This window comes from Algibacter sp. 2305UL17-15, assembly GCF_040720935.1.
In the GTDB taxonomy this organism is placed as follows: Bacteria; Bacteroidota; Bacteroidia; order Flavobacteriales; family Flavobacteriaceae; genus Jejuia.
The window spans coordinates 24,801-48,317 of the sequence record NZ_JBFDAE010000007.1 but is presented as its reverse complement, the minus strand read 5'-3'; the positions used below and the strand labels follow the sequence as shown (position 1 = coordinate 48,317).

Below are 23,517 nucleotides of genomic sequence, written 5' to 3'. Positions count from 1 at the left end.
ATTAAGTGGCAAAAAAAGTAAAGAAACCATGGCCTATAAAGGATGTGATGCGCCAGATTTACGACAAGCATCTTTGGGGAGGAAATGAATTCGATTTTTACTCTGGTTATGGTTCACATGACCCGAAAATTACGAACCCTTATTTGAATGCCGTAATTGCCTTTTTAGAATCTCACAATAAGAAATTGGTTGTCTGCGATTTAGGCTGTGGCGATTTTAATATTGGAAGACACCTCACTAAATACGTCAAAAAATATATGGCTTTAGATATTGTTGAAAACCTTATTGAAAGAAACAAAACATTATTCAAAGCAGATAATTTAGAGTTTCATTGTTTGGATATTATAGAAGATGAACTTCCACCCGCTGACTGTATTATATTAAGGCAAGTTTTACAGCATTTATCCAACAAAGACATAGAAAAAATAACAAAAAAATTAGCAGCGTATAAATACATCATTCTAACGGAACATATACCGTTGGGCAACTTTGCGCCAAACAAGGATATTATTTCAGGGCAAGGCATTAGGCTAAAACAAGATAGTGGTGTTGATGTATTGAAAGCACCTTTTAATTTGAAAGTTAAAGATCAAAAACAACTTGGGGAGTATGTTTTAGAGAATAAAAAAGGGCGCATTGTTACAACTTTATTTAAAACTTTTTAAGACGTGGTTTTTGCCATTCTTACAAAGGCAAGAATCCAATTAAAAGTCCAAACTCCAAAATAAAAGAACCTGTTATTACAAATCTAAATCATTCAAATCATATTTTCTAATCCCAATAATCTTGTACAACCTTTTCTATCTGCGGAAACGGAGTATCATCTTCTTTTACCTCAGCTCTCAATTTTTTCAATCTTATTTTTAAATCACTAATCACATCTGCATATTTTTCATCGCCATATTTATTATCCATTTCGTTTGGATCGTTTTTTAAATCGTAAAACTCCCATGCTGGCGGTGTATCAAAATAGGACATGGATTCTGGGTTATGCGCCCATTCTTGTGCCTCTACATTTCTTTCGGTATTGTAATCGCGCCCGTAGAAAAATATCAATTTATAGTCTTTTGTACGGATACCGAAATGCGCCGGATTATTATGATTGTGCGCCATATGCATCCAATAACGGTAATAAGTTTCTTGTTGCCAACCCTCAGGTTCTTTACCTGTTTCCAAAATTTTATCAAAACTACTGCCTTGCATATAATCTGGTGTTTTACCACCTCCCATGTTTATAAGCGTTGGCGCAAAATCGGTATTATTAACCATCGCATTTACTCTACTTCCAGCTTTGATTTTTTCTGGATATCTTACTAAAAATGGCATGCGCATAGACTCTTCATACATCCAACGTTTATCGATATAATCGTGTTCCCCAAGCATAAAACCTTGGTCGCCTGTGTAAACGATAATGGTGTTATCCATAAGACCTGCTTCCTCTAAATAGTCAAACAAGCGTTTTACATTATCATCCACACCTTTTACACATCTTAAATATCTTTTTAAATATTCTTGATATGCCAAATGTTTGTATTCTGGATCTGGTATATTTGGATCAATTTCCATGTGCATGCCCATATTCCGTATTACGTTTCTATGTCCTACTGAAGAGCCTATGGTATCCGTCAACGTATTGTTAATACCTTTGGTAGCAATAGAGCCATTGTTTTTATTATCCCACAAACTCTCAGGTTCTGGAATTTTAACATCGGCCAGATAACCTTCATATCTGGGCGCATATTCAAAAAAATCGTGAGGCGCTTTAAAATGATGCATCAAAAAAAACGGTTTGTTTTTATCGCGTTTGTTTTTCAACCAATCGAGTGATATATCTGTAATAACATCGGATGAATGCCCTTCATATTTAGTAGCATTCACTTCTCTAACTAAATCTTCTTCAAATTTAATTTCCATCTTTTCGCCACCTTCTTTTGCATACAACGTTGGGTTAAAATAATCGCCTTGCCCTGGTAATACATTGTAATAATCAAAGGCTTCTGGCGCATGTTTTAAATGCCACTTTCCAATCATGGCAGTTTGATAGCCCAGTTTCCCCATTTCAATCGCTAAATATTGGTTTTCTGGTTTTAAACTGCCACTTAAATCTACTACGCCATTTACCTGTCCGTACTGTCCCGTCATAATACTCGCTCGTGAAGGTGTACAAATGGAATTGGTACAAAATGCATTTTCCAACAACACACCTTCTTTTGCAATACGGTCTATGGTTGGCGTTGGGTTTAGACTTGCCAATCTGCTACCATATGCGCCAATACCTTGTGTGGTGTGGTCATCGGACATGATATAAATAATATTGGGCTGTTGGGTTGCGGTTGTATTGGTTTCCTTTTGTTTGCAAGAAAACAGTATTACCAAAGCAATAATATAAAAAGGGGTAAGTTGGATTTTCATGTTTTTAGTATAGTTGTTTAGATGCTAAATATAATAAAGAATTTTCTTTAATTAGTGAAACACTATGTAAATACCTTAACTTAATATTTGCTATTTCGACAAATGTATTGAATAGATTACACATTATTTATATCCTCAAAAACCCAGAAATAATCCATTGGATTTTTTGATTTTACGTAGGAAATATTAATTACATTTGCAGGATAACGGTAACAAAAAACTTACTATATCCTGGCTTATTTATGGGATATGAGTAATAAAGGTTACTATATAACGATTTGCCCCATAATTATTAAAGAAAATTCTGCCAACCATTAAACTAAACCAAAAAATATGATTTCAAGAGTAAAAGTTGACGGGAATTATCTCGAAACGATTGACGAAAAGGGAAAACGAATAAAACGAGCCTACAACAATGGCGACTTTTTAGGAAACTCTTCCGAAATAGTTGTCGTACACGACGGTAATTACATAGAAGTATTTGACGAAGATTTAAAAAGGATTTCAAGAACCTACCACAAATTTGATAGATTTTTAGGTGCATCAGGCTATAGTTTTTCAATTCAAGATGGAAATTACGCTGAGACTTTAGATGCAAAAGGAAAAAGAATTAGCCGTCAATACTCTAAATAAATTATGACTATTTCAAGCATAACCGATATTCCAAGAAATGTATCTCTTGGCGAAAAAGACAATTTTGGAATAGAACCGTTTGAAAACGGACTTACCAAATTTATTGACCACACGAACACACCAATCACAATTGCACTTCAAGGCGAATGGGGAAGTGGAAAGACCTCATTGATGAACAGCCTAAAGAAGAATTTGAGCGATGGCGATAATTCAAAATATCATTCTGTTTGGCTAAACACTTGGGAATATTCATTAATGAAAGATGCTTCCACTACCCTAATCGACATTATCGCTAAACTCATTGATGAAGTCACGAAGATTGCCAACGTTGATAAAGAGAAGAAAAATCAACTTTTGAAGAACGTAAAGAAAATCGGGTTTTCGGTTTTGAAAGTTGCAAGTTCAGTCAATAGCATAACAAGTTCGGCAATTGACGAAATTGAAAAGTCCTTTAATCAAGAACAAGAATTTACCATAAGTCAAATTCGTGATGAACTCGAAATAATCATTGAAAATTGTCTTAAAAAAGACGGCAAAAAAGGCTTCATCTTTTTTATTGATGATTTAGATAGGATTGACCCACCAGTTGCTGTTCAACTTTTAGAACTTTTAAAAAATATCTTCACTTTAAAAAACTGTGTTTTCGTTTTGGCGATTGACTATGATGTAGTGATTAAAGGTCTTGAACCAAAATTCGGTAAACTTTCAGAACAGAACGAGAGAGAATTTAGGTCGTTTTTTGACAAAATAATTCAAGTACCTTTTTCGATGCCAGTTTCAAGTTATGAGATTGACACCTTCTTGAAAGAAAGTTTGTTGGCTATCAATTACATTTCTGACCAAAATGCCAAGAACGAAAAATTGATTTCAAATTTTTCAGAGATTTCAAACTTATCTGTTGGAACAAATCCAAGAGCATTAAAAAGGTTGATGAATTCACTTTCACTCATTAGTTGTATCAATTCGGCCAAAGGGAACAAGCATGAAAATGAACAACTAAATGAAGACCTTGAATTATTAGTCAACTTCGCTTTGGTAAGTATTCAAATAGCATATCCACCAGTTTACAGGCTTTTATCACTTCATTCAGCATTTGATATATGGAACGAGAATGTGGCTTTACAAATGAACTTGAAGCAACTTGATGAACAAAGTATAGCAAAACTCAACAAGTCGGAAGAATTTGATGAAGAATGGGAAAAGGTTTTATTCAGACTTTGTGAAAATGACCATTATCTTAAAAAACGCGCATTAAACATTTCGCGCCTTTTAAACACATTGAAATCCGCAATAATAGAACAAGGCGAAGACGTTGAAAATATAATAGGCTCAATAATTTCTCTTTCTTCAGTTACCAACCTTGAAGCTTTTGACAAACCAGTAATAGACTATCATAGGGGAAATTTCTTGAAAAATTTGCGCAATTTATTAATTCCTCAATTAAAGAAGTACTTGCCCAAGATTGCCAACCTAATAAAAACACAAGGCAAAAGAGTTCAATCCAATGCTTTCATAAAATTTACAGAAAAGGATTGGGGGAATTGGATTAAACTTCACTCGCATCCCTATGAAGGTGCAGTTAGATTAATAATGGTTTCGGATAAATGGTTAGCACCTGTGAAAAACCATAATTCTTTAGAAGCTTCGGTTAAAGGAGCTGGTTTTGAAAATGATTTAAAAGAAATTGAAAATGATTACAACAATTTTATTTCCAAACATCCAGAATTTGAAGCAACAAATTTTCACGACCAAGTTGTTATAAGAGAAGGTTGCTACGTTTTAGAAATCTACTCTTATTTAACATTGCAAAACGTTGATGCTTTTTACCAAGATGAAAACATAAGGAAAATAAGTTTGGTTATTGCAGATATGTATCACTTTTTAGTTCGATTGGATGACTTAAAAAGCAAAGTTTGGGAACACTATAAAATGTTATAAGATTTATGAATTACTGGCTACATAGAATTTCACATCACGCAGAAGTATCATATCCACTTTTATGGAAAAATAAACTTTCCATCGGTTTTTCTGATTTTGCAACGCAACAATTTATTGATGATGTTTTAGAAAATGAAACTTGGGAAAAAAGATGGCAAGTACTTGAAACAAAAGTTGAAGAAATGCGGGGAAGTCGCCCAAGAACAAGATATAACTTATGGCGATTTATTGAAGGTTTCAAAAAAGGCGATAGAATTGTCGTTCCAAGTTGGGGCATGTTTTCAGTATACGAGATTGTTTCGGACAAGCCCAAACCGATTTCAGAATTAGATATTCCAGATTTAAAAGATTGGAATAAGAATAAGTTGCAGTTTAAAGGGGAGCATTTGTATAGAGATGATACTCACATAGATTTAGGTTTTTTTTGGGAAGTAAAGCCATTGGCTAAAAATATGTCTCGAAAAGACTTTGCCGATGCGCCACTTACCTCACGAATGAAAATTAGAACAACCAACTGCAATATTTTCAACCTCAGAGAAAGTGTTGAGAAAGCAATGGTTTCATTTGAACATAATCGACCAATTAATCTTCACGCAGAAGTGCTTGAAAAAATTGGCCCACAAGTACTCAAATCTTTAAAAGTCAACTTAAATCCAGACAAATTTGAGAGCCTTGTGAAGTTCTATTTTGAACGAAGTGGAGCAACCGAAGTTTATATTCCCGCAAAAAACGAAAGTGGAAAAGAAGGCGATGCAGATGTAATAGCGATTTTTGAACCAATAAAGACGATTATTTATGCACAGGTAAAGTTTCACAACATAAAGTCTGAAACAAACAGATGGGCAGTTGAGCAAATAAAAGATTATAGAAATAACAAGGAATTACTTGATGATGATTATACCAAAGTTGCTTGGGTTATTACATCAGCAAATGGATTTACAGATAATTGCGTAAAAATTGCACAAGAAGAAAAGGTGCAATTAATTGACGGAATTAGGTTTGCCGAAATGCTAATTGAAGCTGGAATTTTAGACTTGAATAAAGCATTGTGAAAATATAACTGTGGGCAACATGAGTATATAACAAATAAACCCAAAATCACTCCCCAAAAACTTCTCCCAAAACCCACAAATAATCCGCTCTATTCTCCACAAAATCCCTATCAGAAACATCAATAATTTTCACATTAAAGTCTTTTTGGGTTTTTAAAAACTCCAAATACCCAGCATTAATTTTTTCTAGATAATCATCATCAATATTTTGCTCGTAGTCTCGTCCGCGTTTTTTAATATTTTCTTGAAGCTGGGTTGTGCTTTGGTATAGATAGACATACAAATCGGGTTTTCTCAAATCTTTATACATCAAATAAAAGAGCTTTCGGTATAAATTAAATTCATCTTCATTCAACGTAATCTTCGAAAAAATGAGTGATTTAAAAATGTCATAATCACTCACTATAAAATCCTTGAACAAATCGAGTTGCGATAAATCTTCCGAAATTTGTTGGTAACGATCTGCCAAAAAACTCATTTCTAAAGTAAAGGCATAGCGATTGGCATCTTCATAAAATTTTGGCAAAAACGGATTATCGGCAAATCGTTCTAAAATAAGTTTCGCATTAAAATCATGTGCTATCTTAGTGGCTAAACTGGTTTTTCCTGCACCAATATTTCCTTCAATGGCAATGTAATTATACTTTGAAACATCGCATTGCTTACTAGGGTTTTTCAACCAAATTTTAATGGGTTCTAAAACAGAATCATCGTCACACTCCTCTAACAAAACAGACACTTTTTTATCAAACTTAGGGTGCTTCACTTTTGATGCGATATCATTAAGCGGCAACAACACAAACTTACGCTTGCTCATTTCGGGATGCGGCACTTTGAGCGTTTTTGTATTGATAATTTTGGCTTCAGCAAAAACAATATCTAAATCTATGGTTCTTGCTTCGTATGTGTTCTTATTTGTTCTGATGCGCCCTAAAGCTGTTTCAATATCAAGTAAAGCCTCCAGCACTTCTTGAGGTTCTAAATAACTTTCCAACACCAAACAACAATTCAAAAAATCCTCTGCCGAGACTTCGGTGTCAAACCCCAATGCAGGCGATTTATAAACCTTAGAAATCAATTTGATGTTCCCAATACGTTCATGAATAGCGTCAACTGCATGCTGCAAGTTTTTAAACTTATCGCCTTTATTACTACCTAAAGCAATATGATATGTTGTTGGTTTTACCATAAGGAAAGCAAAATAATGAAAAGTAAATGGTTTCCTTTATATTTACAGAACCTATTTATCCACAATTATAGATGACACTAAAAGATAAACTTCTCGCCCAACGTATTTACATGCTTTTAGGCGGTTTATTTATCACATCACTTGTCGTTTCAAACCTCATTTTTCAAAAATTTTTCTATTGGTATCCGTTTGATGTCGAGATTTTCGGGAGCAAGTTATTTGAAATTTCTGTTGGTATTTTACCATACCCCATCACTTTTTTAATTACCGATTTAATTAGTGAAATCTATGGTAAAAAAAGAGCCAATGACGTGGTTGTGGTTGGTATTTTCGCGTCTTTATTTTCACTTTTAATCATCTATGCAGCAATTCATGTTCCTGCAACCTCGTGGTCTCACGTGCAAGATGATACATTTAGTCACGTTTTTGGAAATTCAACTATAGCAGTATTTGCCAGTATGCTCACCTATTTATTTGCTCAGTTTGTGGACATTCAAATTTATCATTTTTGGAAACGGTTGACCAATGGGAAACACTTATGGTTGCGCAACAATTTCTCCACTTGGTTTTCACAATTTATAGATACATTTACCATTGTATTTTTATTGTGCTCTTTCGGTATCATCGATTGGGCAAATTTTAAGGGCCTGCTGGTTAGCGGCTTTCTTTTTAAAGTTATAGTTGCCGCATGCGATACGCCTTTTTTATATTTAGGGGTTTACTTATTCAGAAAACGTTTCAATTTAAAGGTAAATGAAGAAATTGACCTACTATAATTGATTTGCGTTAACAATCGTATTGCTTAGGTTAAATTTATATTAAACTTTTTGTTTATTTCGACTGAAACAAAATTGCTCTCGTATATTTATATAAACACATTTTTATGAAGAAAGCTTTAAAAATTATTGGAATTTCAATACTTATCATCATCGCATTATTAATTGCCATACCATTCGCATTCCAAGGACAAATAAAAGATATGGTAAAACGTTTTATCAATCAAAATTTAAATGCCAAAGTAGAATTTAGTGATGTCAGTTTGAGTTTCATAAGAAGCTTTCCCCAGGCTCATGTTAATGTAAATGATTTGGTAATTACCAATTTTGAACCTTTTAAAGACGAAACTTTTGCAACTGCCAAGGACATTTCCTTTACCATGTCAATCAAGGAATTGTTCAAAACTGCTGACCAAGACCCCATTGTTGTAAATTCAATAAACATAGACGAAGCGCTTTTAACTCTAAAAACTGATAAATTAGGGAATAACAACTACGATATCACCAAGGAAAAAGAAAACCAAGCTGCCACCGAAAACAGTAGTAGTTTTGCTTTTGACATTGAAGATTATAACATTAAAAATAGTGCTTTAGCATATATAGATGAAGGTGCGGATATTTCAATTTATGTCACCGAATTAAATCACGAAGGTCATGGCACGTTTTCTGCGGAAGCTTCAGAACTGGACACAAAAAGTGAAGCCAATGTAAGCATGACGCTAGATAGTACGAATTATTTGAGCAGTAATCCTATAAAGTTGGATGCTTTAATTGGTTTGGATTTAAACAATAGCACCTACACTTTTAAAGAAAACAAAGGCTTTATAAATGACTTACCCTTAGAGTTTCAGGGCTATGTTAAACAATTGGAAAACGGACAGGAGATTGATATTTCGTTTGAAAACCCAGAGTCTGATTTTAAAAATTTCTTAGCGGTAATCCCAAAGTCATATTCTAAAAACATAGATAATGTTGAAACTACAGGCGATTTTAAAGTAAAAGGGACGATTAAAGGTTTGAGTTCTGATACTACGATTCCTAATTTGGACATCAGTATCACGTCAAACAATGCATCTTTTAAATATCCAGATTTACCAAAGCGCGTCAATAATATCAGCATCAATACGGCAATTAAAAATACTACTGGAAATATAGACGATACTTATATTGATATTAAAACATTAAACTTTAAAATTGATGATGATATTTTTAAATCGTCCGCCACTTTAAAAAACATCACAAAAAACATGTTGGTTCACGCCAATGTTGATGGCGTTTTAAATTTGGCAAACATAACGAAAGTATATCCTATTGAATTAAAAAATACGTTAAGCGGAATTTTAAAAGGAAAAGTGAATACTGCTTTTGATATGAATGCCATTGAAACCAATACCTATGAACGTATTAAGAACAACGGTTCAGCAAGCATCACCGATTTTGTGTTTTCTTCGGAAGATATTGTAAATCCTATTCATATTTCTGAAGCACAAATGACTTTTAATCCCGGCGCCGTTTCTCTTAATAATTTTAAAGCAAAAACTGGCGATAGCGATTTAAACGCTAAAGGCACTATCAATAATTTATTAGGGTTCTTATTAAGCGATAATACTTTAAAAGGGAATTTCAATGTGAATTCCAACCTATTTAAAGTGAGTGATTTTATGTCTGAAGATGACCCTTCAGCAGAAAATAAAACTACAAGTGATTCAGAATCTCTAAAAATTCCAGCATTTTTAGATTGTACCATAAATGCAAATGCAAAAACGGTGGTCTATGATAATTTAAACTTGAAAAATGTTACAGGAACGCTTTATATAAAAGACCAGCAAGCTAAACTTCAAAACATGACATCTAACATATTTGATGGTGCTTTATCTATTTCTGGAGACGTTTCTACTAAAGATGAAACACCAACTTTTAATTTGAATTTGGATGCCGACGGGTTTGATATTGCACAATCTTTCAAAAGTTTAGAATTGTTTCAAAACCTAGCGCCAATAGCCAAATTATTGCAAGGAAAGCTGAACACTAATTTGAATATTTCTGGTAAATTAGATCAGGAATTCTCCCCTATCTTGAATTCTGTTTCTGGAGATGCACTAGCAGAATTGCTTGCCACTAGAATTGGCGACAATCAAGGCGAATTAATGAACAAGCTAGAAGGCGCGTTAGGGTTTATAGATTTTAACAAACTAGATTTAAAAGACCTTAAAGCAAAGCTGGAATTTGCCGATGGAAAAGTAGCCGCAAAACCATTCAATTTAAACTATAAAGACATTACCATTGAAGTTTATGGAGCGCATGGGTTTGACAAAACCATCAATTATAATGCGGTTTTTAATGTGCCTGCTAAATATTTAGGAAGTGAGGTAAACAGATTAATTGGCAAAATAAATGATACTGAGGTTAACAATATTACTATTCCTGTTACCGCAAATATTACTGGTGCATTTACGAGTCCTACTGTAAAAACCGATTTGACTAGTGGCGTTAAAAATCTAACAAATCAGCTCATCGAAATTCAAAAACAAAAACTGCTCAATCAAGGTAAGGACAAAGTAAAAGATTTAATTGGTGACGTAATCGGTGGTAATAAAACCAAAACCGATTCTATAAAAAAGGAGCAAAACAATACGGTTAAAGATGTTTTAAATGAGATTATAAAATCCAAGCCAAAAACCGATTCCACTAAAATTGATAGTACTTATACAACCGAAAAAGCCATCAAAAATGTTTTGGGTGGCTTATTGGGGGGAAATAAAAAAGGGAAGGATAGTGTTAAATAGTATTTTCTTTAATTTAAACATCAAGTGATAATTTCAAACTTCCACCTAAGCCTTCTCGTATTATTCGCATTAGCGTTGAAAGTCGTATATCACTTGCATTATTTTCAATTCTAGAAATATAATTTTTAGTTGTCCCAACTTTTTCGGCAAGTTGTTGCTGGGTTAAATGCTGTTTTTTTCTTGCTTCTTGAATTAACACACCAATTTTAAAGGTCTCAAATTCTTCTTGGAATTCCTGACGAGATTCAGTTCCTATTTTTCCATACTGTTCATCTAAATGGTCATCAAACGATGTGATTCTTTTATCTATTTTCATAATTCTAATACCGTATTGTAGTGTTGTCGCCACTTTCAAAATTATTATTTGCCTTCTAAATATTTCTTTTTTAATCGTTCCGCTTTTTTAATTTCTTTTTGGGGTGTTTTTTGCGTTTTCTTTTGAAATCCGCTCAACAGAATTATCAAATTTCCTTTGTCGAAAAAACAGAGAATTCGGAATATTCCATTCCCTGCAGAAATCCTAACCTCCCAAAGTCCATCAGTATTAGTAAGGCTTTTTTAAAAATTTTTCTGGAACAATTCGAGTATTCCTTAAAACCAAAAGCGTCCAATCTATTTTCTTACGAACAACGAGCGACTGTTTTAAATAAAAATCCTTAAAGTGGTTTTCGTAAAACCCTATCTCTCTTTTAAACTCGCTCAATTTGTTAGTCGTTAATTCTCTTCAAAGTTACCTAAAAAGGTAACATTTTGCAAATTTAAAAACAGTTTTTATTGCGAATACGAATTTCAGAGTACAAACAGTAACCGTTTATATAAGAATAATATAGTGGAAATCGAGGACAAGGCTTGACTGTAAAAACCGAGTTCTGTACTTAATTAATTGCTTCTACAGTTACACAAAGGTTAAGAATACCAACAGTTATTCTAACGGTTACGCTCGATACCGTAATTTTAGAACACAGCATTTTTATTTTTACAGATATTCTATTTTCTTCAAAAACAGCACAAAATCGTCAAAAAACAATCTTTTTTTCTCAAAATCGACTTATTTTCATAAAAAATTGCTAAATTATTAGGATTTTCTGTTTTTTAGGTTATGTTGTAAGGAAGTTTAATTTTTAAAATCTTCTATATACTATATGCGTCAACTAAAAATTTCAAAACAAGTTACCAACAGAGAATCTAAATCCCTAGACAAATACCTACAAGATATTAGCAAAATAGGACTAATTACTGCCGAAGAAGAGGTAGAATTAGCACAGCGTATCAAACAAGGCGATCAAAAGGCTTTAGATAAACTCACAACCGCTAATTTACGTTTTGTAGTTTCAGTCGCTAAACAATATCAAAATCAAGGTTTAAAATTACCCGATTTAATCAACGAAGGCAATGCTGGACTAGTAAAAGCAGCAAAACGATTTGATGAAACCAGAGGTTTTAAATTTATATCCTATGCTGTTTGGTGGATCAGACAAGCAATTTTACAAGCTTTAGCGCAACAATCTCGAATAGTTAGATTACCTTTGAACAAAATTGGTTCTATTAACAAAATTAATAAGGCCTATTCGCATTTAGAACAAGCACATGAAAGAGCACCAAGTGCCCAAGAAATTGCAACAAATCTAGATTTGACATTAAGTGATGTAAAGCAATCCCTGAAAATATCTGGCAGACATGTATCTATGGATGCCCCTTTTAAGGAAGGCGAAACATCAAACTTATATGATGTAGTAAAATCAGATGAAGCACCTAGACCAGATGCTGAATTGATGAAAAAATCTTTGAATGTTGAAGTAAACCGAGTATTGGATACGTTATCAGAGAAAGAAGCACAGGTTATTCGCTATTATTATGGCATAAGTGTTAAGCACCCCCAAAGTCTTCAAGAAATTGGAGATGCTTTTGGATTAACACGAGAACGGGTGAGACAAATTAAAGAAAAAGGGATTCGCAGATTGCGACATGCCTCAAAAAACAAAGTATTAAAAACCTATTTAGGATAATATTAAAATAAAAAAATTATTAACTCAAATTAAATCTATGTTAAAGATTATTGTAAAAGATGGCGAAAATATAGAACGCGCCTTAAAACGTTACAAACGTAAACACCGTAATATTAAAGTAATGCAAAATTTAAGAGAAGGGCAATTTTTCACGAAGCCATCTGTTAAAAGACGCCGTGAAGTTCAAAAAGCAGCTTACATCCAAAACTTAAGAGATCAAGAGGATATATAATCTCTAAGTTTAAAAGTTATATAAAAATCCCAATTACTGTTGTAATTGGGATTTTTGTTTTAAACATGTTTTTCATTATTAAAAAATAAGACGATTAATTCTGATAGTTGAGAGCAAAGAATTTAGTTTGTTTATGCGCAAAAAAAAACCGAAGAGCATGATAAACTCTTCGGATTTTTTTCAGCAATAATTATTCTTAATGTTTAACAATAATGCGCTTTGTTATCTTGCTTGTAGTATTATCTATCTGTAAAATATAAATACCGTTACTGAGTTGGCTTACATCAATTGTAGTGTTATCTGTTGTTTTATTTAGAATAAGCATTCCAACAGTATTATATATTTTTATGGATTTAACACCTTTTCCTTGAATGTGCAATGTATTTTTAGCTGGGTTAGGAAATACAGAGATTTCATCACCACGACTATCGAATGCAGATTTTTTTCCTGCTTCTTTTGCAAAGCTAGAGTTTGTAGTTAAAATAATTTTATCCATATTCCATTGCCACTTACTAGAACCGGAAGCAACAATCCTTACAGCATGGGTCCCTGTAGTTAAAGCAATAGTGTTTGCGGCATTTAAAGTTTGGTAATTACCCCAAGAACCATTATTGTTTACATTGTCTGTACTAATTAATACATTATCAATGTAAATTGAAACTTTCGTATTATTCTTTGGTGTAGAAATTTTATAAGCCACATAATATGTTGCAGCTTGTGTTACGTTAATAGTATAATTAGCAGCATCATTTTTGTTCACATAATTTACCGATGATGCTGTGTTGTTCATCCCGTAAGGCACGTACCCATCGTTAAACGTTCCAGTAGTGGAAGTAAAGCTTTCGGCCTCTATTACGATTTCTGCACTTGAAGGAGGTGTTATTTCCCCTGTTTTATTAAGTACAATTTTGTCCATATTCCATTGCCAATCACTAGTACCTGAAGCAACAATCCTTACAGCGTGGGTTCCTGTAGTTAAAGCAATAGTGTTTGCGGCATTTAAAGTTTGGTAATTACCCCAAGAACCATTGTTGGTAACATTGTCTGTACTAATTAATACATTATCAACGTAAATGGAAACTTTCGCATTATCCATTGGGGTAGAGATGTGATAAGCAATGCTGTATTCGCCAGCTTCTGTTACGTTAATACTGTATTGGGCATCATCGTCTTTGTTTACATAATTTACCGATGATGCTGTATTGTTCATCCCATAAGGTACATACCCATCGTTAAATGTTCCAGTAGTGGAAGTAAAGCTTTCAGCCTCTATTACGATTTCGGCACTTGGAGGAGGTGTTATTTCCCCTGATTTATTAAGTACAATTTTGTCCATATTCCATTGCCAATTATTAGTACCTGAAGCAACAATCCTTACAGCATGGGCTCCTGTAGTTAAAGCAACAGCGTTTGCAGCATTCAAAGTTTGGTAATTACCCCAAGAACCATTGTTGGTAACATTGTCTGTACTAATTAATACATTATCAACGTAAATGGAAACTTTCGCATTATCCATTGGGGTAGAGATGTGATAAGCAATGCTGTATTCGCCAGCTTCTGTTACGTTAATACTGTATTGGGCATCATCGTCTTTGTTTACATAATTTACCGATGATGCTGTATTGTTCATCCCATAAGGTACATACCCATCGTTAAAAGTGCCTCCTGTGGAAGAGAAAGATTCTGCTTCAATTGTAATTGTATTTCCAGAACCTGATGTCGTACTAACTGTTACCAAGCTGGTTGCAGTATAATTACCATCAGTTGATGTTGCAGTAATTGTTGTAGTTCCGTTAGCATTTGCTGTAACAACACCGCTTTGATCAACCGAAGCAACTGTTGAATTGCTAGAAGTAAAAGTCATGGTGTTTACCGTAGCGTTAGATGGGATAACCGCTCCAGTAATGTTTCCTTGCGCACCAACATTTAATGATAGCGATGTTGGTGAGACTGAAATGCCCGTTACAGCAACAGTTGATGGTGCTGTTACTGGCTTATACACACGTACCCAATCTACTTTCATTTGATTTTTTGCCGGATCTGTTAAATCACTATAAGATGGTGTAGATCCTATGAGCCAAGTTTGCGACTCCATGTTAATTATAATATCCATTGCTTTAGTAAACCCTCTAGCTTCAGTTGTTACACCATTTCCATCAATATCTTGATCGTCACCACCTTGAAACCAAGCTGGATCAATAACGTTATAGCCATTGGAAGCATTAGAAGCTGCTTGAAGCGTACTAAAATCATAAGAAGCCCCAGAAGTAGCATGAACTGTAACATCTGTATATCCAGCCCCATTATTTGTTGGCAAATTATATCCATTTACGTTCCAATTCATAGAGTTGAAATAAGTATACTGCCAAGTACCATTATATTTTGTAGCAATGGCATTGTAATACATAACTCTTACCAATTCCCCATCAATATAGTACTCAAAGTGTTTTGGTCCGATCCAATTAACACCCATACGCATATAACGTCTGTTTCCATTATTATAACACCAGTCTCCCCAACCATAGCTAGGAGACACCCTGCTATCAGGATACCATGAGTTTACGTCTCTAGGTTGGTAATCAGTAAAAGGGTTGCGTACAAATGAATGATGACTGATGTGTGTTAAATGTTTAAATCCGCTAACATCACCATAATTTTCAAGAATATCGATTTCTTCTGTATCATCTGGACTAAGTAACCAAAAGCAAGAGGCTAAAGATATATTAGCAACACTAACTGCAGATTCAACAAAAACTGGGTAAATCACTTTATTATTCGATGTTATACAACCAGACGCTACACCATAGCTTCCGCCCTTGCTATTTTCTGAAGTGTGTCCTACATTAATTACTAAATCACTACCGTTTACGGCAACATTATTATGTTTCCAGTAAGTATATCCCGGTCCGTCCCAGCTGTTATGATAGAAATTATACCATTTATTGTTACCAAAGTCCACTTGGCTATTAGTGGCATTAAAATTATAATTAAAATCATCGGAAACGTTTGCTTGGAGTTCCCAAGTTTTTCCCGACCCTGCGTTTGCTGGTACAGCTATTCCAGACCAGTCTTGAGCTACCATAACAATACTTGTTAGAAATAGTCCAATTTGTAATACATACTTTTTGTTCATTTTAAATTCGTTTAGTTGGTTAATTTTAAAGGATGATAATATAGGAAATTTTAGCACAATTACAGTTTAAAAGTTTAATATAAAAAACCCATTTTCATCTTCATGAAAATGGGTTTTTTAAAGTTGGTGGTATCAGCTATTCTTAGCGCCGTTTAATAAGCTTTCCTGTTTTCAACCAACGCTTTTTTTCTCTTTTTCGCATTTCGACCTTGATTATTTCATTGGTACAAGCGGCTGTATATGTTTTATTGTTCTCTAATTTTAAAACTTCGTTTTCGTTTACAAGAAACAACGGGTTTATGTAAGCATAAATATGGGTTCTGTTTCCTAATGTTTCCTTGCCTTTCTCATCGAAGTCCAAATCTTTAACAATGTCATCTAAATAATAAATGGAAAAGCGCAACTGGCTGTTTTCCTTTTTATCATAAGTCCCAGCAATTGCGAGTGGCGTTGAAGGGTAAAATATACTTAAATGTTGCGTCTGGTTTTGCATCAGGATTGCCTTTAAGCGTTCTGTATGAATAAGAAAATCTTATGTGCTCTTTTGTATTAATAGGTCGCAAAGTTACTAAGTTTCCACCATAGCCTTTAACAGTTCTCTTAACAACACCGGAAGACGCATTTCTTAAATCCCTGAATTTCAGAATAACATAGACACTACCAGGAATTGCGCTCTCATAACTGAAAGTTACAGATTTATCATCATTCCTTTCATAGGTTATCTTTTGCGTACTTGCTTGGGAATTAGAAATTTGACTGGAAATAAAAGTGAAAAAACAAAAAATCAATATTCTGCAACTATAAGCCATAAATATGTTTGTAAAATAATATTTACAATATTACTAAATAAAGCTAATAAAAACTTATTGATTTCTGCAATTGTTCAAAATGGATGTTTTAAGGTTTTTAAACCCTCTATTTTACTGTAAATCACTATAGTTTATAGGTCTATCTTCATAAAAGTTGTCGAAGGTTTTATCTGTAGTATAATTATCTTTTAGAACTTTATAGACCATAACAATTAATAATGCCTGCCCTAAGCACTTGGTGTAAAACACCCATCTAAAAGCCACATCCATAGCAACCATTATGGTTAATAGTATTAACAGAAATGTTGTAATGGCAACATAAAACATCACGGGAATTTTCATTTTTTATTTACAAGATACTTAATATCAGATTATTAAGATAATTTATCCTGTTAAAAATAATATAAAATTAGCCCGTTGTGCATTTTGAGAAAATTTTGTCAGTTCTAGTGAGTTTTGCGTTTGAAATGAGCAAAATTTGTATCGAGAATAAAAATTTTCGTTTTAGAAAAGCTGTTCTCGACACAAAATTCTTTCAGAATTTCACTCGAACTGACATTTGTTTATTAAAAAGGGCCAAAATGCACAACGGGTTAAAATTACAGTACTGATATTTGTACTACCAAACCCTCATTAGCTCTTACATTAAAAACAGTTTCATCTTCAAATATGAGATACTGCCCTTTTACTCCTACTAATTTCCCTGTGTAAGACTGTTGTTTAATAATGTTTAGGCTTTTGGGTTTTTCCGGGTATTTATATACTGGGAATTCTAAATTAGTTTCAGAATTGCTTTCAATAAAATAAGCTTTAGCTTCCTCAGGAATATAAGATTTCAATTTCTCTCGCCATTCCACAAGATTTTCATCTTTTATATCATTTTTAAGCATACTGCGCCAATTTGTTTTATCGGCTACATGATCTTTTAAAGCCACTTCGGTAATTCCCGCTAAATACCTGTTCGGCACCTCAACAATCTCGATGGCTTCATGGGCGCCCTGATCTATCCAACGTGTGGGCACTTGACTTTTTCTGGTTACGCCTACTTTCACGTTACTGGAATTTGCCAAATACACAATATGCGGTTGCAACTGTACTTTTTTCTCGTATTCTAAATCTCGATCTTCTTTATCTAAATGCGCAGTACTTAATTCCGGACGCATAATCCAATCGCCAGCTTGGGCCGTATCATAAAAACATTGCTTATCAAAACCTTGACGATAAATGGGCTTATCCATGCCACAGTTTAAACATTGATATTTAACAAATTGCATCGTAATTTCTTTATTCAAAAGCTGATTCATAGTGATAAAATCATTTTCAAACACCAAATAATATTGAATTGGGCTTGCAAATTCCGTTTGCATTTTTGTTAAGACACCTTGGTAAATCATATAAAAAAAAGTGTTATTTTTAAAAACTTAAAGATAGCATAAATATGCCAATTCCCTTAGTGAATTCTATTGCATCCTGGTTTCTGAAGAAGCGATTTCATCAAATTGATTTGTTTCTAAAATACCCCAATGAAGTCCAGAACGAACTCTTAATGAGTATGATAGATTTTGCCAAACATACCGAAATTGGCAAGCGATACGATTTTTCAACCATTAAAAATTACAGAACATTTGCGGAGCGTATTCCCATAAAAAATTATGATGGCTGGCAAGATACTATTGAACGGTCGAGAAGAGGCGAAAACAATATTTTTTGGCCTACACCCATAAGATGGTTTGCGAAATCTAGTGGCACAACACGGGCTAAAAGTAAATTTATACCAGTAAGTGAAGAATCTTTGGAAGATTGTCATTACGCAGCAAGCAAGGATTTATTGTGTATGTACTTAAACAATAATGAGGATTCTCAACTATTCACAGGCAAGAGTTTGCGCTTAGGCGGCAGTAAAGAACTGTATAGAGAAAACGGAACTGTGCATGGGGATTTATCGGCCATTCTCATTGACAATATGCCGTTTTGGGCGGAGTTTAGTAGCACACCAAGTAACAAGGTATCCTTAATGAGCGATTGGGAACATAAAATGCAAGCTATTGTTAATGAGACTATTAACGAGAACGTCACAAGTTTAGCTGGCGTACCTTCATGGATGTTAGTGCTGTTGAATAATGTTTTGGAGACAACTGGAAAACAAAATCTACATGATATTTGGCCCAACTTAGAAGTGTATTTTCATGGTGGCGTGAGTTTTGTGCCTTATAAAGATCAGTACAAAAAAATACTTCCTAAAAAGGATTTCAAATATTATGAAATCTATAATGCTTCGGAAGGATTTTTTGCAATTCAAGATCAGAACAATTCTAGTGAACTTTTATTAATGCTGGATTACGGGATTTTTTACGAGTTTATCCCGATGGATGTTTATAACACTTCAGAAGAAAAAGCCATTCCTTTAAGTGATGTTGAACTCAACAAAAACTACGCCGTTGTAATTACAACCAACGCCGGTTTATGGCGTTATAAAATTGGGGATACCATCAGATTTACCTCGTTGAATCCTTATCGTATAAAAATAACCGGGAGAACAAAGCACCACCTCAACGTTTTTGGCGAAGAATTGATTATTGAAAATGCAGAAAGTGCATTAAAAAAAGTATGTCAGCGCACCAATGCCGAAATTGTAGATTTTACCGCAGCCCCAATCTTTATGGAAGGTAAAGAAAAAGGCGCTCATGAGTGGTTGATAGAATTTAAAACGCCGCCAAAAGACATCAACTATTTTAATGAATTGTTCGACAATGCTTTAAAAGCATCAAATTCAGATTATGAGGCGAAGCGCTACAACAACATCACACTAAATAAACCCACAATACATATTGCCAGACCTCAACTGTTTCATGATTGGTTAAAACAGAACAACAAACTGGGTGGTCAGCATAAAGTACCTCGACTGTCTAATACTCGTGATTATTTGGATGACTTGCTGAAATTAAACGTATAACTGTATTTTTTTGTCAGAATGCACTCTGATACAAGTAGTTAACGATTTTAACCATGGTTATGGCTAATAATTTATAGAAAACCATTGTACTCTCATATATTCACAGAATTAATCTGTAAACCCCTAATTATGAGAACTAAATCGCTAATATTAGCACTGCTTGTGTGTCATGTAATTTTTGCCCAAGACCCTTCAAACTTTACCGCCGAAAATGATTTAAGCTATATTGTAGATACTGCTGAATATGATGAAATTGGTACAAACGGATTTCAATTTGAAATTTTGGATGCAGGAGTCAATACAAAATACTCAGAATTTGGTTCTGGTTTTTTTATGAACAAACTCATCATGGTATCTTCTAAAAAAATTGGAGGTTTTGCAAAAATAGACCCCTATACCAATGAAGCTTATAAGGACCTATTTTGTTTAGATATCGAAGACAATGGACATTTAAGTTCACCTTTATTATTTTCCCGAATACTGAATACAAATGATAGTGAAGATCAATTAACATTTACTAAAAACCATAAAACGGTTTACTTTACTAGAAGCAATAAAGACAATTCCATGGAGTATAAATTATACGCTGCAACTTTAGAAGAAGGCTCTCATGGTAATTGGATCAATCAAAGATTATTGAGCCTTAATAAAAACAATGTTTCTATTGAAACTCCTTTTGTAAGTCCAAAGGGCGATAAACTATATTTTTCATCTAATAGGACTGACTCGTTTGGGGGCTATGATTTATATGTTTCAGACATTAACCCTGATGGCACTTTAGGAAAACCAAAAAACCTAGGCCCCAATATTAATACACCTTCAGATGAAAAATATCCTTCCACTTCGTTAAATGGAATGTATTTATACTTCTCTTCAAAAGGACATGAAACTATTGGCGGTTATGACATTTTTGCGAGTAGAATTCTAAATAAAGGTTATAAGGCTGCTCGAAACATGGGCAGTACCATCAATACTTCATATGATGAAGTTGCTTATTTTTTAGCTGCAAAAAACAAAGGCTATCTATCCTCTAACAGACCCTCTGGAAAAGGAAGTTATGACATTTATACGGCAACCAACAAAGATATCTCTCAAAATTTAAAAGGTAGCGTGGTTGATGCGGAAACCAAGATTCTTTTACCAAACACCATACTTGTTTTAAAGGATGAAGATGGAAAAGTGGTGTCCAAAGAACTAACAGACAATAATGGGGCTTTCGATTTTAGTGTGATTCCTTTTGAAGCATATACCATTAGCACAGAAAAAGATGGATTTATCGATAAAACCTTCCATTTTACTGCAAACAGAAGTTTTGAAACTGTTTATAATAAAAATCTAAAGCTTGAAACTACCAAACCCATAATTGAAAAAGTGGATGATAATTTAGCCATTGTTGTTGAAAATATTTATTTCGATTCCGCAAAATGGAGTCTTAAAGAAGAATCCCATATTGCTTTAAATAAAATCGCTGAAGTTTTGAATGCAAATCCTGATATGAAATTATCTATCAATGCGCATACAGATAATAAGGGAAACGCCAACTACAACCTAAAATTATCTAACAAGCGTGCCACTTCGGTTATGGATTATTTGATTAAAACCGGAATTAATAAAAACAGATTACAGTTTAAGGGATATGGTGAAATGCACCCCAAAATCGATTGTAAAGCTAAATGTAAAGCTGACGAATTATTAATTAATAGACGTGTTGAGTTTATTATTATAGACTAATTAAAAAGTTCGAAAAAATCGGTAAACAGATTAACCGTAAATTAATTTGGGCTTTTAACGAGTAATTTACCTCATAGTCTAAAACCTTAAAAATGGTTTGTAGGAACAGTTTCATAGATATATTTTTATCCTCGAAATCAAGAAACAATCACAAAGATTTAAATATTAATTAATATCCCTTGAAAAAGATACCACGCCAATTAGCGTGGTTTTTTTATGTCTAAAATCTACTATCTTTACTGAAAAACTCAAAAATGGCATCCTTTAAAAAGCAGACATTTATTACATTACTGGTCACTCTTTTATTTTTTTCTGCCAACGCGCAACAAAATGAATTTTGGAAAAGCATAAGATATGGCGGCGGCTTAGGTTTAAATTTTGGCGACGGCTTTTTTGGCGCAACCATTGCCCCCAGTGCTATTTATGAATTTAATGACCAGTTTGCTATAGGTCTTGGACTAAATGCAACATTCAACAATCAAAAAAATGTTTATAAAACCACCGTTTTAGGCGGTAGCTTAATCGGACTTTATAATGTTATTCCGGCAATACAACTATCTACGGAATTTGAACAACTTAACGTTAGCCGTAGGTACGATATTAGGATAAATGCTCCAGATGACAAGTATTGGTCGCCTGCTTTATTTTTTGGTGTTGGTTACCGAAGTGGAAATGTAACTTTTGGTGTTAGATACAACGTTTTGCATGATGATGATAAAAGTATCTATATAGATCCTTGGATTCCTTTTGTTCGGTTTTATTTTTAAAATCTTAAAGCGGCAAAAAGGTGCTTCCGGATTTAACACTTAAAGTCAAATCCCTTATTGTCTTATTTTTCAAACTCGTTAAAATAGTATTTCTCGAGGCGCTTAAAATATCGTGAAGAGGACATGGTCTTTCCTCATGACACTTTTCCATACTCAACATACAAGCGGTCAATTTATCTTCACCATCTATATTTTTTACGATGCGCATTATGGAGTTTTCTAAGTTTTCACTCGTTAAATAAAATCCTCCTTTAGACCCTCTAACAGATGAAATAATATTGTCCCTCACCAAGGCCTGCAAAAGTTTAGCAATATAAGCTTGCGGAACATTGATAGGTTCGGCAATATCCTTAACCATTACTTTGTTTTCCTTACTGGAATGTAGAGCTAAAAACAACACGGCTTTAATGGCATATTTGGAAGATTTTGAAAGCATTTTCCAATATAAACAATTCATCGCAATTACAAAAAAGATGTTTTTATCCTGAATATGATTTAAATCATATTTTTTTTTGACATCACTACCTATTTTTGCTTTACTAAAATCAACTCATATAAATGAGCAATAACAATTTATATCTAATCTATAATAATAAGCAGATGAAAACAGTACTAAAACTAATAACCGTTTTGTTCTTGACTTTAATCCTAAGTTGCGGTGGAAAAGAAGAAAAAAAGAAAGAAAAAATTAAGCTTCAGACCACAACAGAAAAGAAAGTAGAGAAAAAAGCCGAAAAAATACCTGCATCAAAAACAATTGACCTTAACAATAAGGGTATTGGGCCCATTACCTCTTTAACATTACCAAATGAGATAGATCAAGCGCTCGTAACAAAAGGTGAAGATGTATATAAAAAAATGTGTACTGCCTGCCATAGAGTAGATAAAAAATTTATTGGTCCAGCTCCAACAGGAATTTTAGAACGCAGATCTCCTGAATGGGTTATGAATATGATTTTAAACCCAGAAGAAATGACCCAAAAAGACCCTTTAGCCAAAGCCTTATTAATAGAATTCAATGGTTCGCCAATGGCAAATCAAAATTTAACTGAAGAAGAAGCTAGAGCTGTACTTGAATACTTTAGAACCTTAAAATAACT

Annotated in this window: 21 protein-coding genes; 12 read left to right on the top strand and 9 right to left on the bottom strand. The window is 33.7% G+C overall.

What is annotated here, in order from left to right; translation table 11 throughout:
- Positions 1-5 precede the first annotated feature (5 nt).
- Positions 6-665: a class I SAM-dependent methyltransferase gene (locus ABXQ82_RS09155; RefSeq protein ID WP_367058153.1), complete on the top strand. Its 660-nt coding sequence runs from the start codon at positions 6-8 to the stop codon at positions 663-665.
- A 106-nt stretch (positions 666-771) separates the two neighbouring features.
- On the opposite strand, the gene ABXQ82_RS09150 is transcribed toward ABXQ82_RS09155, so the two are convergent.
- Positions 772-2,412: a sulfatase gene (locus tag ABXQ82_RS09150; RefSeq protein ID WP_367058151.1), complete on the bottom strand. Its 1,641-nt coding sequence runs from the start codon at positions 2,410-2,412 to the stop codon at positions 772-774.
- Positions 2,413-2,745: 333 nt separating this feature from the next.
- Here ABXQ82_RS09150 and ABXQ82_RS09145 point away from each other — a divergent pair, with 333 nt between their 5' ends.
- Genes ABXQ82_RS09145 through ABXQ82_RS09135 form a run of 3 tightly spaced genes read left to right on the top strand, consistent with a single transcriptional unit; the run spans position 2,746 to position 6,035 of the window.
- Entirely contained in the window at positions 2,746-3,045 is a 300-nt protein-coding gene (locus tag ABXQ82_RS09145; protein WP_367058148.1) for a hypothetical protein, read from the top strand.
- Positions 3,046-3,048: 3 nt separating this feature from the next.
- Entirely contained in the window at positions 3,049-4,983 is a 1,935-nt protein-coding gene (locus ABXQ82_RS09140) for a P-loop NTPase fold protein (protein WP_367058146.1), read from the top strand.
- Positions 4,984-4,988: 5 nt separating this feature from the next.
- Positions 4,989-6,035: a restriction endonuclease gene (locus tag ABXQ82_RS09135; RefSeq protein WP_367058143.1), complete on the top strand. Its 1,047-nt coding sequence runs from the start codon at positions 4,989-4,991 to the stop codon at positions 6,033-6,035.
- 46 nt (positions 6,036-6,081) lie between these two features.
- Here the strand turns inward: ABXQ82_RS09135 and folK are convergent, their stop codons facing one another.
- Positions 6,082-7,224 carry a 2-amino-4-hydroxy-6-hydroxymethyldihydropteridine diphosphokinase gene (gene folK / locus ABXQ82_RS09130; RefSeq protein WP_367058140.1) on the bottom strand — a complete coding sequence of 381 codons (1,143 nt, stop codon included), beginning with the start codon at positions 7,222-7,224 and terminating at the stop codon, positions 6,082-6,084.
- 71 nt (positions 7,225-7,295) lie between these two features.
- On the opposite strand from folK, the gene ABXQ82_RS09125 reads away from it, so the two are divergent.
- Positions 7,296-8,000 (top strand): queuosine precursor transporter, encoded by a 705-nt coding sequence (locus ABXQ82_RS09125; RefSeq protein WP_367058138.1) that lies wholly within the window; start codon positions 7,296-7,298, stop codon positions 7,998-8,000.
- A 107-nt stretch (positions 8,001-8,107) separates the two neighbouring features.
- Positions 8,108-10,786 carry an AsmA-like C-terminal region-containing protein gene (locus ABXQ82_RS09120; RefSeq protein WP_367058135.1) on the top strand — a complete coding sequence of 893 codons (2,679 nt, stop codon included), beginning with the start codon at positions 8,108-8,110 and terminating at the stop codon, positions 10,784-10,786.
- A gap of 13 nt (positions 10,787-10,799) precedes the next feature.
- Here the strand turns inward: ABXQ82_RS09120 and ABXQ82_RS09115 are convergent, their stop codons facing one another.
- Positions 10,800-11,135, bottom strand: coding sequence for a helix-turn-helix transcriptional regulator (locus tag ABXQ82_RS09115; RefSeq protein ID WP_367058133.1), 336 nt, complete (start codon positions 11,133-11,135; stop codon positions 10,800-10,802).
- Positions 11,136-11,146: 11 nt separating this feature from the next.
- On the bottom strand, positions 11,147-11,278 hold the full coding sequence (locus ABXQ82_RS09110; RefSeq protein ID WP_367058542.1) for a type II toxin-antitoxin system RelE/ParE family toxin: 132 nt from the start codon (positions 11,276-11,278) through the stop codon (positions 11,147-11,149).
- Positions 11,279-11,928: 650 nt separating this feature from the next.
- Between ABXQ82_RS09110 and ABXQ82_RS09105 the strand changes: the two genes are divergently transcribed.
- Complete coding sequence (locus tag ABXQ82_RS09105; RefSeq protein WP_367058130.1) at positions 11,929-12,792, top strand: RNA polymerase sigma factor RpoD/SigA; 864 nt, start codon at positions 11,929-11,931, stop codon at positions 12,790-12,792.
- A gap of 37 nt (positions 12,793-12,829) precedes the next feature.
- Positions 12,830-13,024: a 30S ribosomal protein S21 gene (gene rpsU / locus ABXQ82_RS09100; protein WP_147765495.1), complete on the top strand. Its 195-nt coding sequence runs from the start codon at positions 12,830-12,832 to the stop codon at positions 13,022-13,024.
- Positions 13,025-13,220: 196 nt separating this feature from the next.
- Here the strand turns inward: rpsU and ABXQ82_RS09095 are convergent, their stop codons facing one another.
- From ABXQ82_RS09095 to ABXQ82_RS09080, 4 genes are all read right to left on the bottom strand, one after another.
- Positions 13,221-16,157: a carbohydrate-binding protein gene (locus ABXQ82_RS09095; RefSeq protein WP_367058126.1), complete on the bottom strand. Its 2,937-nt coding sequence runs from the start codon at positions 16,155-16,157 to the stop codon at positions 13,221-13,223.
- 142 nt (positions 16,158-16,299) lie between these two features.
- Positions 16,300-16,650, bottom strand: coding sequence for a hypothetical protein (locus ABXQ82_RS09090; RefSeq protein WP_367058124.1), 351 nt, complete (start codon positions 16,648-16,650; stop codon positions 16,300-16,302).
- Between the two features lie 427 nt (positions 16,651-17,077).
- Positions 17,078-17,308: a hypothetical protein gene (locus tag ABXQ82_RS09085; RefSeq protein WP_367058121.1), complete on the bottom strand. Its 231-nt coding sequence runs from the start codon at positions 17,306-17,308 to the stop codon at positions 17,078-17,080.
- A gap of 257 nt (positions 17,309-17,565) precedes the next feature.
- Complete coding sequence (locus tag ABXQ82_RS09080; RefSeq protein WP_367058118.1) at positions 17,566-18,360, bottom strand: DUF2797 domain-containing protein; 795 nt, start codon at positions 18,358-18,360, stop codon at positions 17,566-17,568.
- A gap of 44 nt (positions 18,361-18,404) precedes the next feature.
- Between ABXQ82_RS09080 and ABXQ82_RS09075 the strand changes: the two genes are divergently transcribed.
- From ABXQ82_RS09075 to ABXQ82_RS09065, 3 genes are all read left to right on the top strand, one after another.
- Positions 18,405-19,919 carry a GH3 auxin-responsive promoter family protein gene (locus ABXQ82_RS09075; RefSeq protein ID WP_367058115.1) on the top strand — a complete coding sequence of 505 codons (1,515 nt, stop codon included), beginning with the start codon at positions 18,405-18,407 and terminating at the stop codon, positions 19,917-19,919.
- Between the two features lie 129 nt (positions 19,920-20,048).
- The gene (locus ABXQ82_RS09070; protein ID WP_367058112.1) at positions 20,049-21,650 is read left to right on the top strand and encodes an OmpA family protein; all 1,602 of its coding nucleotides are present in this window, start codon (positions 20,049-20,051) and stop codon (positions 21,648-21,650) included.
- Positions 21,651-21,904: 254 nt separating this feature from the next.
- Positions 21,905-22,417, top strand: coding sequence for an alpha-ketoglutarate decarboxylase (locus ABXQ82_RS09065; protein WP_367058109.1), 513 nt, complete (start codon positions 21,905-21,907; stop codon positions 22,415-22,417).
- Positions 22,418-22,421: 4 nt separating this feature from the next.
- On the opposite strand, the gene ABXQ82_RS09060 is transcribed toward ABXQ82_RS09065, so the two are convergent.
- A complete protein-coding gene (locus tag ABXQ82_RS09060) occupies positions 22,422-22,853 on the bottom strand; it encodes an Rrf2 family transcriptional regulator (RefSeq protein ID WP_367058106.1) in 432 nt (143 codons plus the stop codon).
- Between the two features lie 164 nt (positions 22,854-23,017).
- Between ABXQ82_RS09060 and ABXQ82_RS09055 the strand changes: the two genes are divergently transcribed.
- Positions 23,018-23,515 (top strand): cytochrome c, encoded by a 498-nt coding sequence (locus ABXQ82_RS09055; RefSeq protein ID WP_367058103.1) that lies wholly within the window; start codon positions 23,018-23,020, stop codon positions 23,513-23,515.
- The last annotated feature ends 2 nt before the right edge of the window (positions 23,516-23,517 follow it).

Coding starts and splice junctions, on each gene's coding strand:
- ABXQ82_RS09055 (WP_367058103.1), top strand. CDS start 23,018: ATGAAAACAGTACTAAAACTAATAACCGTTTTGTTCTTGACTTTAATC.
- ABXQ82_RS09105 (WP_367058130.1), top strand. CDS start 11,929: ATGCGTCAACTAAAAATTTCAAAACAAGTTACCAACAGAGAATCTAAA.
- ABXQ82_RS09095 (WP_367058126.1), bottom strand. CDS start 16,157: ATGAACAAAAAGTATGTATTACAAATTGGACTATTTCTAACAAGTATT.
- rpsU (WP_147765495.1), top strand. CDS start 12,830: ATGTTAAAGATTATTGTAAAAGATGGCGAAAATATAGAACGCGCCTTA.
- folK (WP_367058140.1), bottom strand. CDS start 7,224: ATGGTAAAACCAACAACATATCATATTGCTTTAGGTAGTAATAAAGGC.
- ABXQ82_RS09135 (WP_367058143.1), top strand. CDS start 4,989: ATGAATTACTGGCTACATAGAATTTCACATCACGCAGAAGTATCATAT.
- ABXQ82_RS09065 (WP_367058109.1), top strand. CDS start 21,905: ATGGCATCCTTTAAAAAGCAGACATTTATTACATTACTGGTCACTCTT.
- ABXQ82_RS09085 (WP_367058121.1), bottom strand. CDS start 17,308: ATGAAAATTCCCGTGATGTTTTATGTTGCCATTACAACATTTCTGTTA.
- ABXQ82_RS09120 (WP_367058135.1), top strand. CDS start 8,108: ATGAAGAAAGCTTTAAAAATTATTGGAATTTCAATACTTATCATCATC.
- ABXQ82_RS09075 (WP_367058115.1), top strand. CDS start 18,405: ATGCCAATTCCCTTAGTGAATTCTATTGCATCCTGGTTTCTGAAGAAG.
- ABXQ82_RS09145 (WP_367058148.1), top strand. CDS start 2,746: ATGATTTCAAGAGTAAAAGTTGACGGGAATTATCTCGAAACGATTGAC.
- ABXQ82_RS09150 (WP_367058151.1), bottom strand. CDS start 2,412: ATGAAAATCCAACTTACCCCTTTTTATATTATTGCTTTGGTAATACTG.
- ABXQ82_RS09125 (WP_367058138.1), top strand. CDS start 7,296: ATGACACTAAAAGATAAACTTCTCGCCCAACGTATTTACATGCTTTTA.
- ABXQ82_RS09070 (WP_367058112.1), top strand. CDS start 20,049: ATGAGAACTAAATCGCTAATATTAGCACTGCTTGTGTGTCATGTAATT.
- ABXQ82_RS09060 (WP_367058106.1), bottom strand. CDS start 22,853: ATGCTTTCAAAATCTTCCAAATATGCCATTAAAGCCGTGTTGTTTTTA.
- ABXQ82_RS09140 (WP_367058146.1), top strand. CDS start 3,049: ATGACTATTTCAAGCATAACCGATATTCCAAGAAATGTATCTCTTGGC.
- ABXQ82_RS09080 (WP_367058118.1), bottom strand. CDS start 18,360: ATGATTTACCAAGGTGTCTTAACAAAAATGCAAACGGAATTTGCAAGC.
- ABXQ82_RS09090 (WP_367058124.1), bottom strand. CDS start 16,650: ATGCAAAACCAGACGCAACATTTAAGTATATTTTACCCTTCAACGCCA.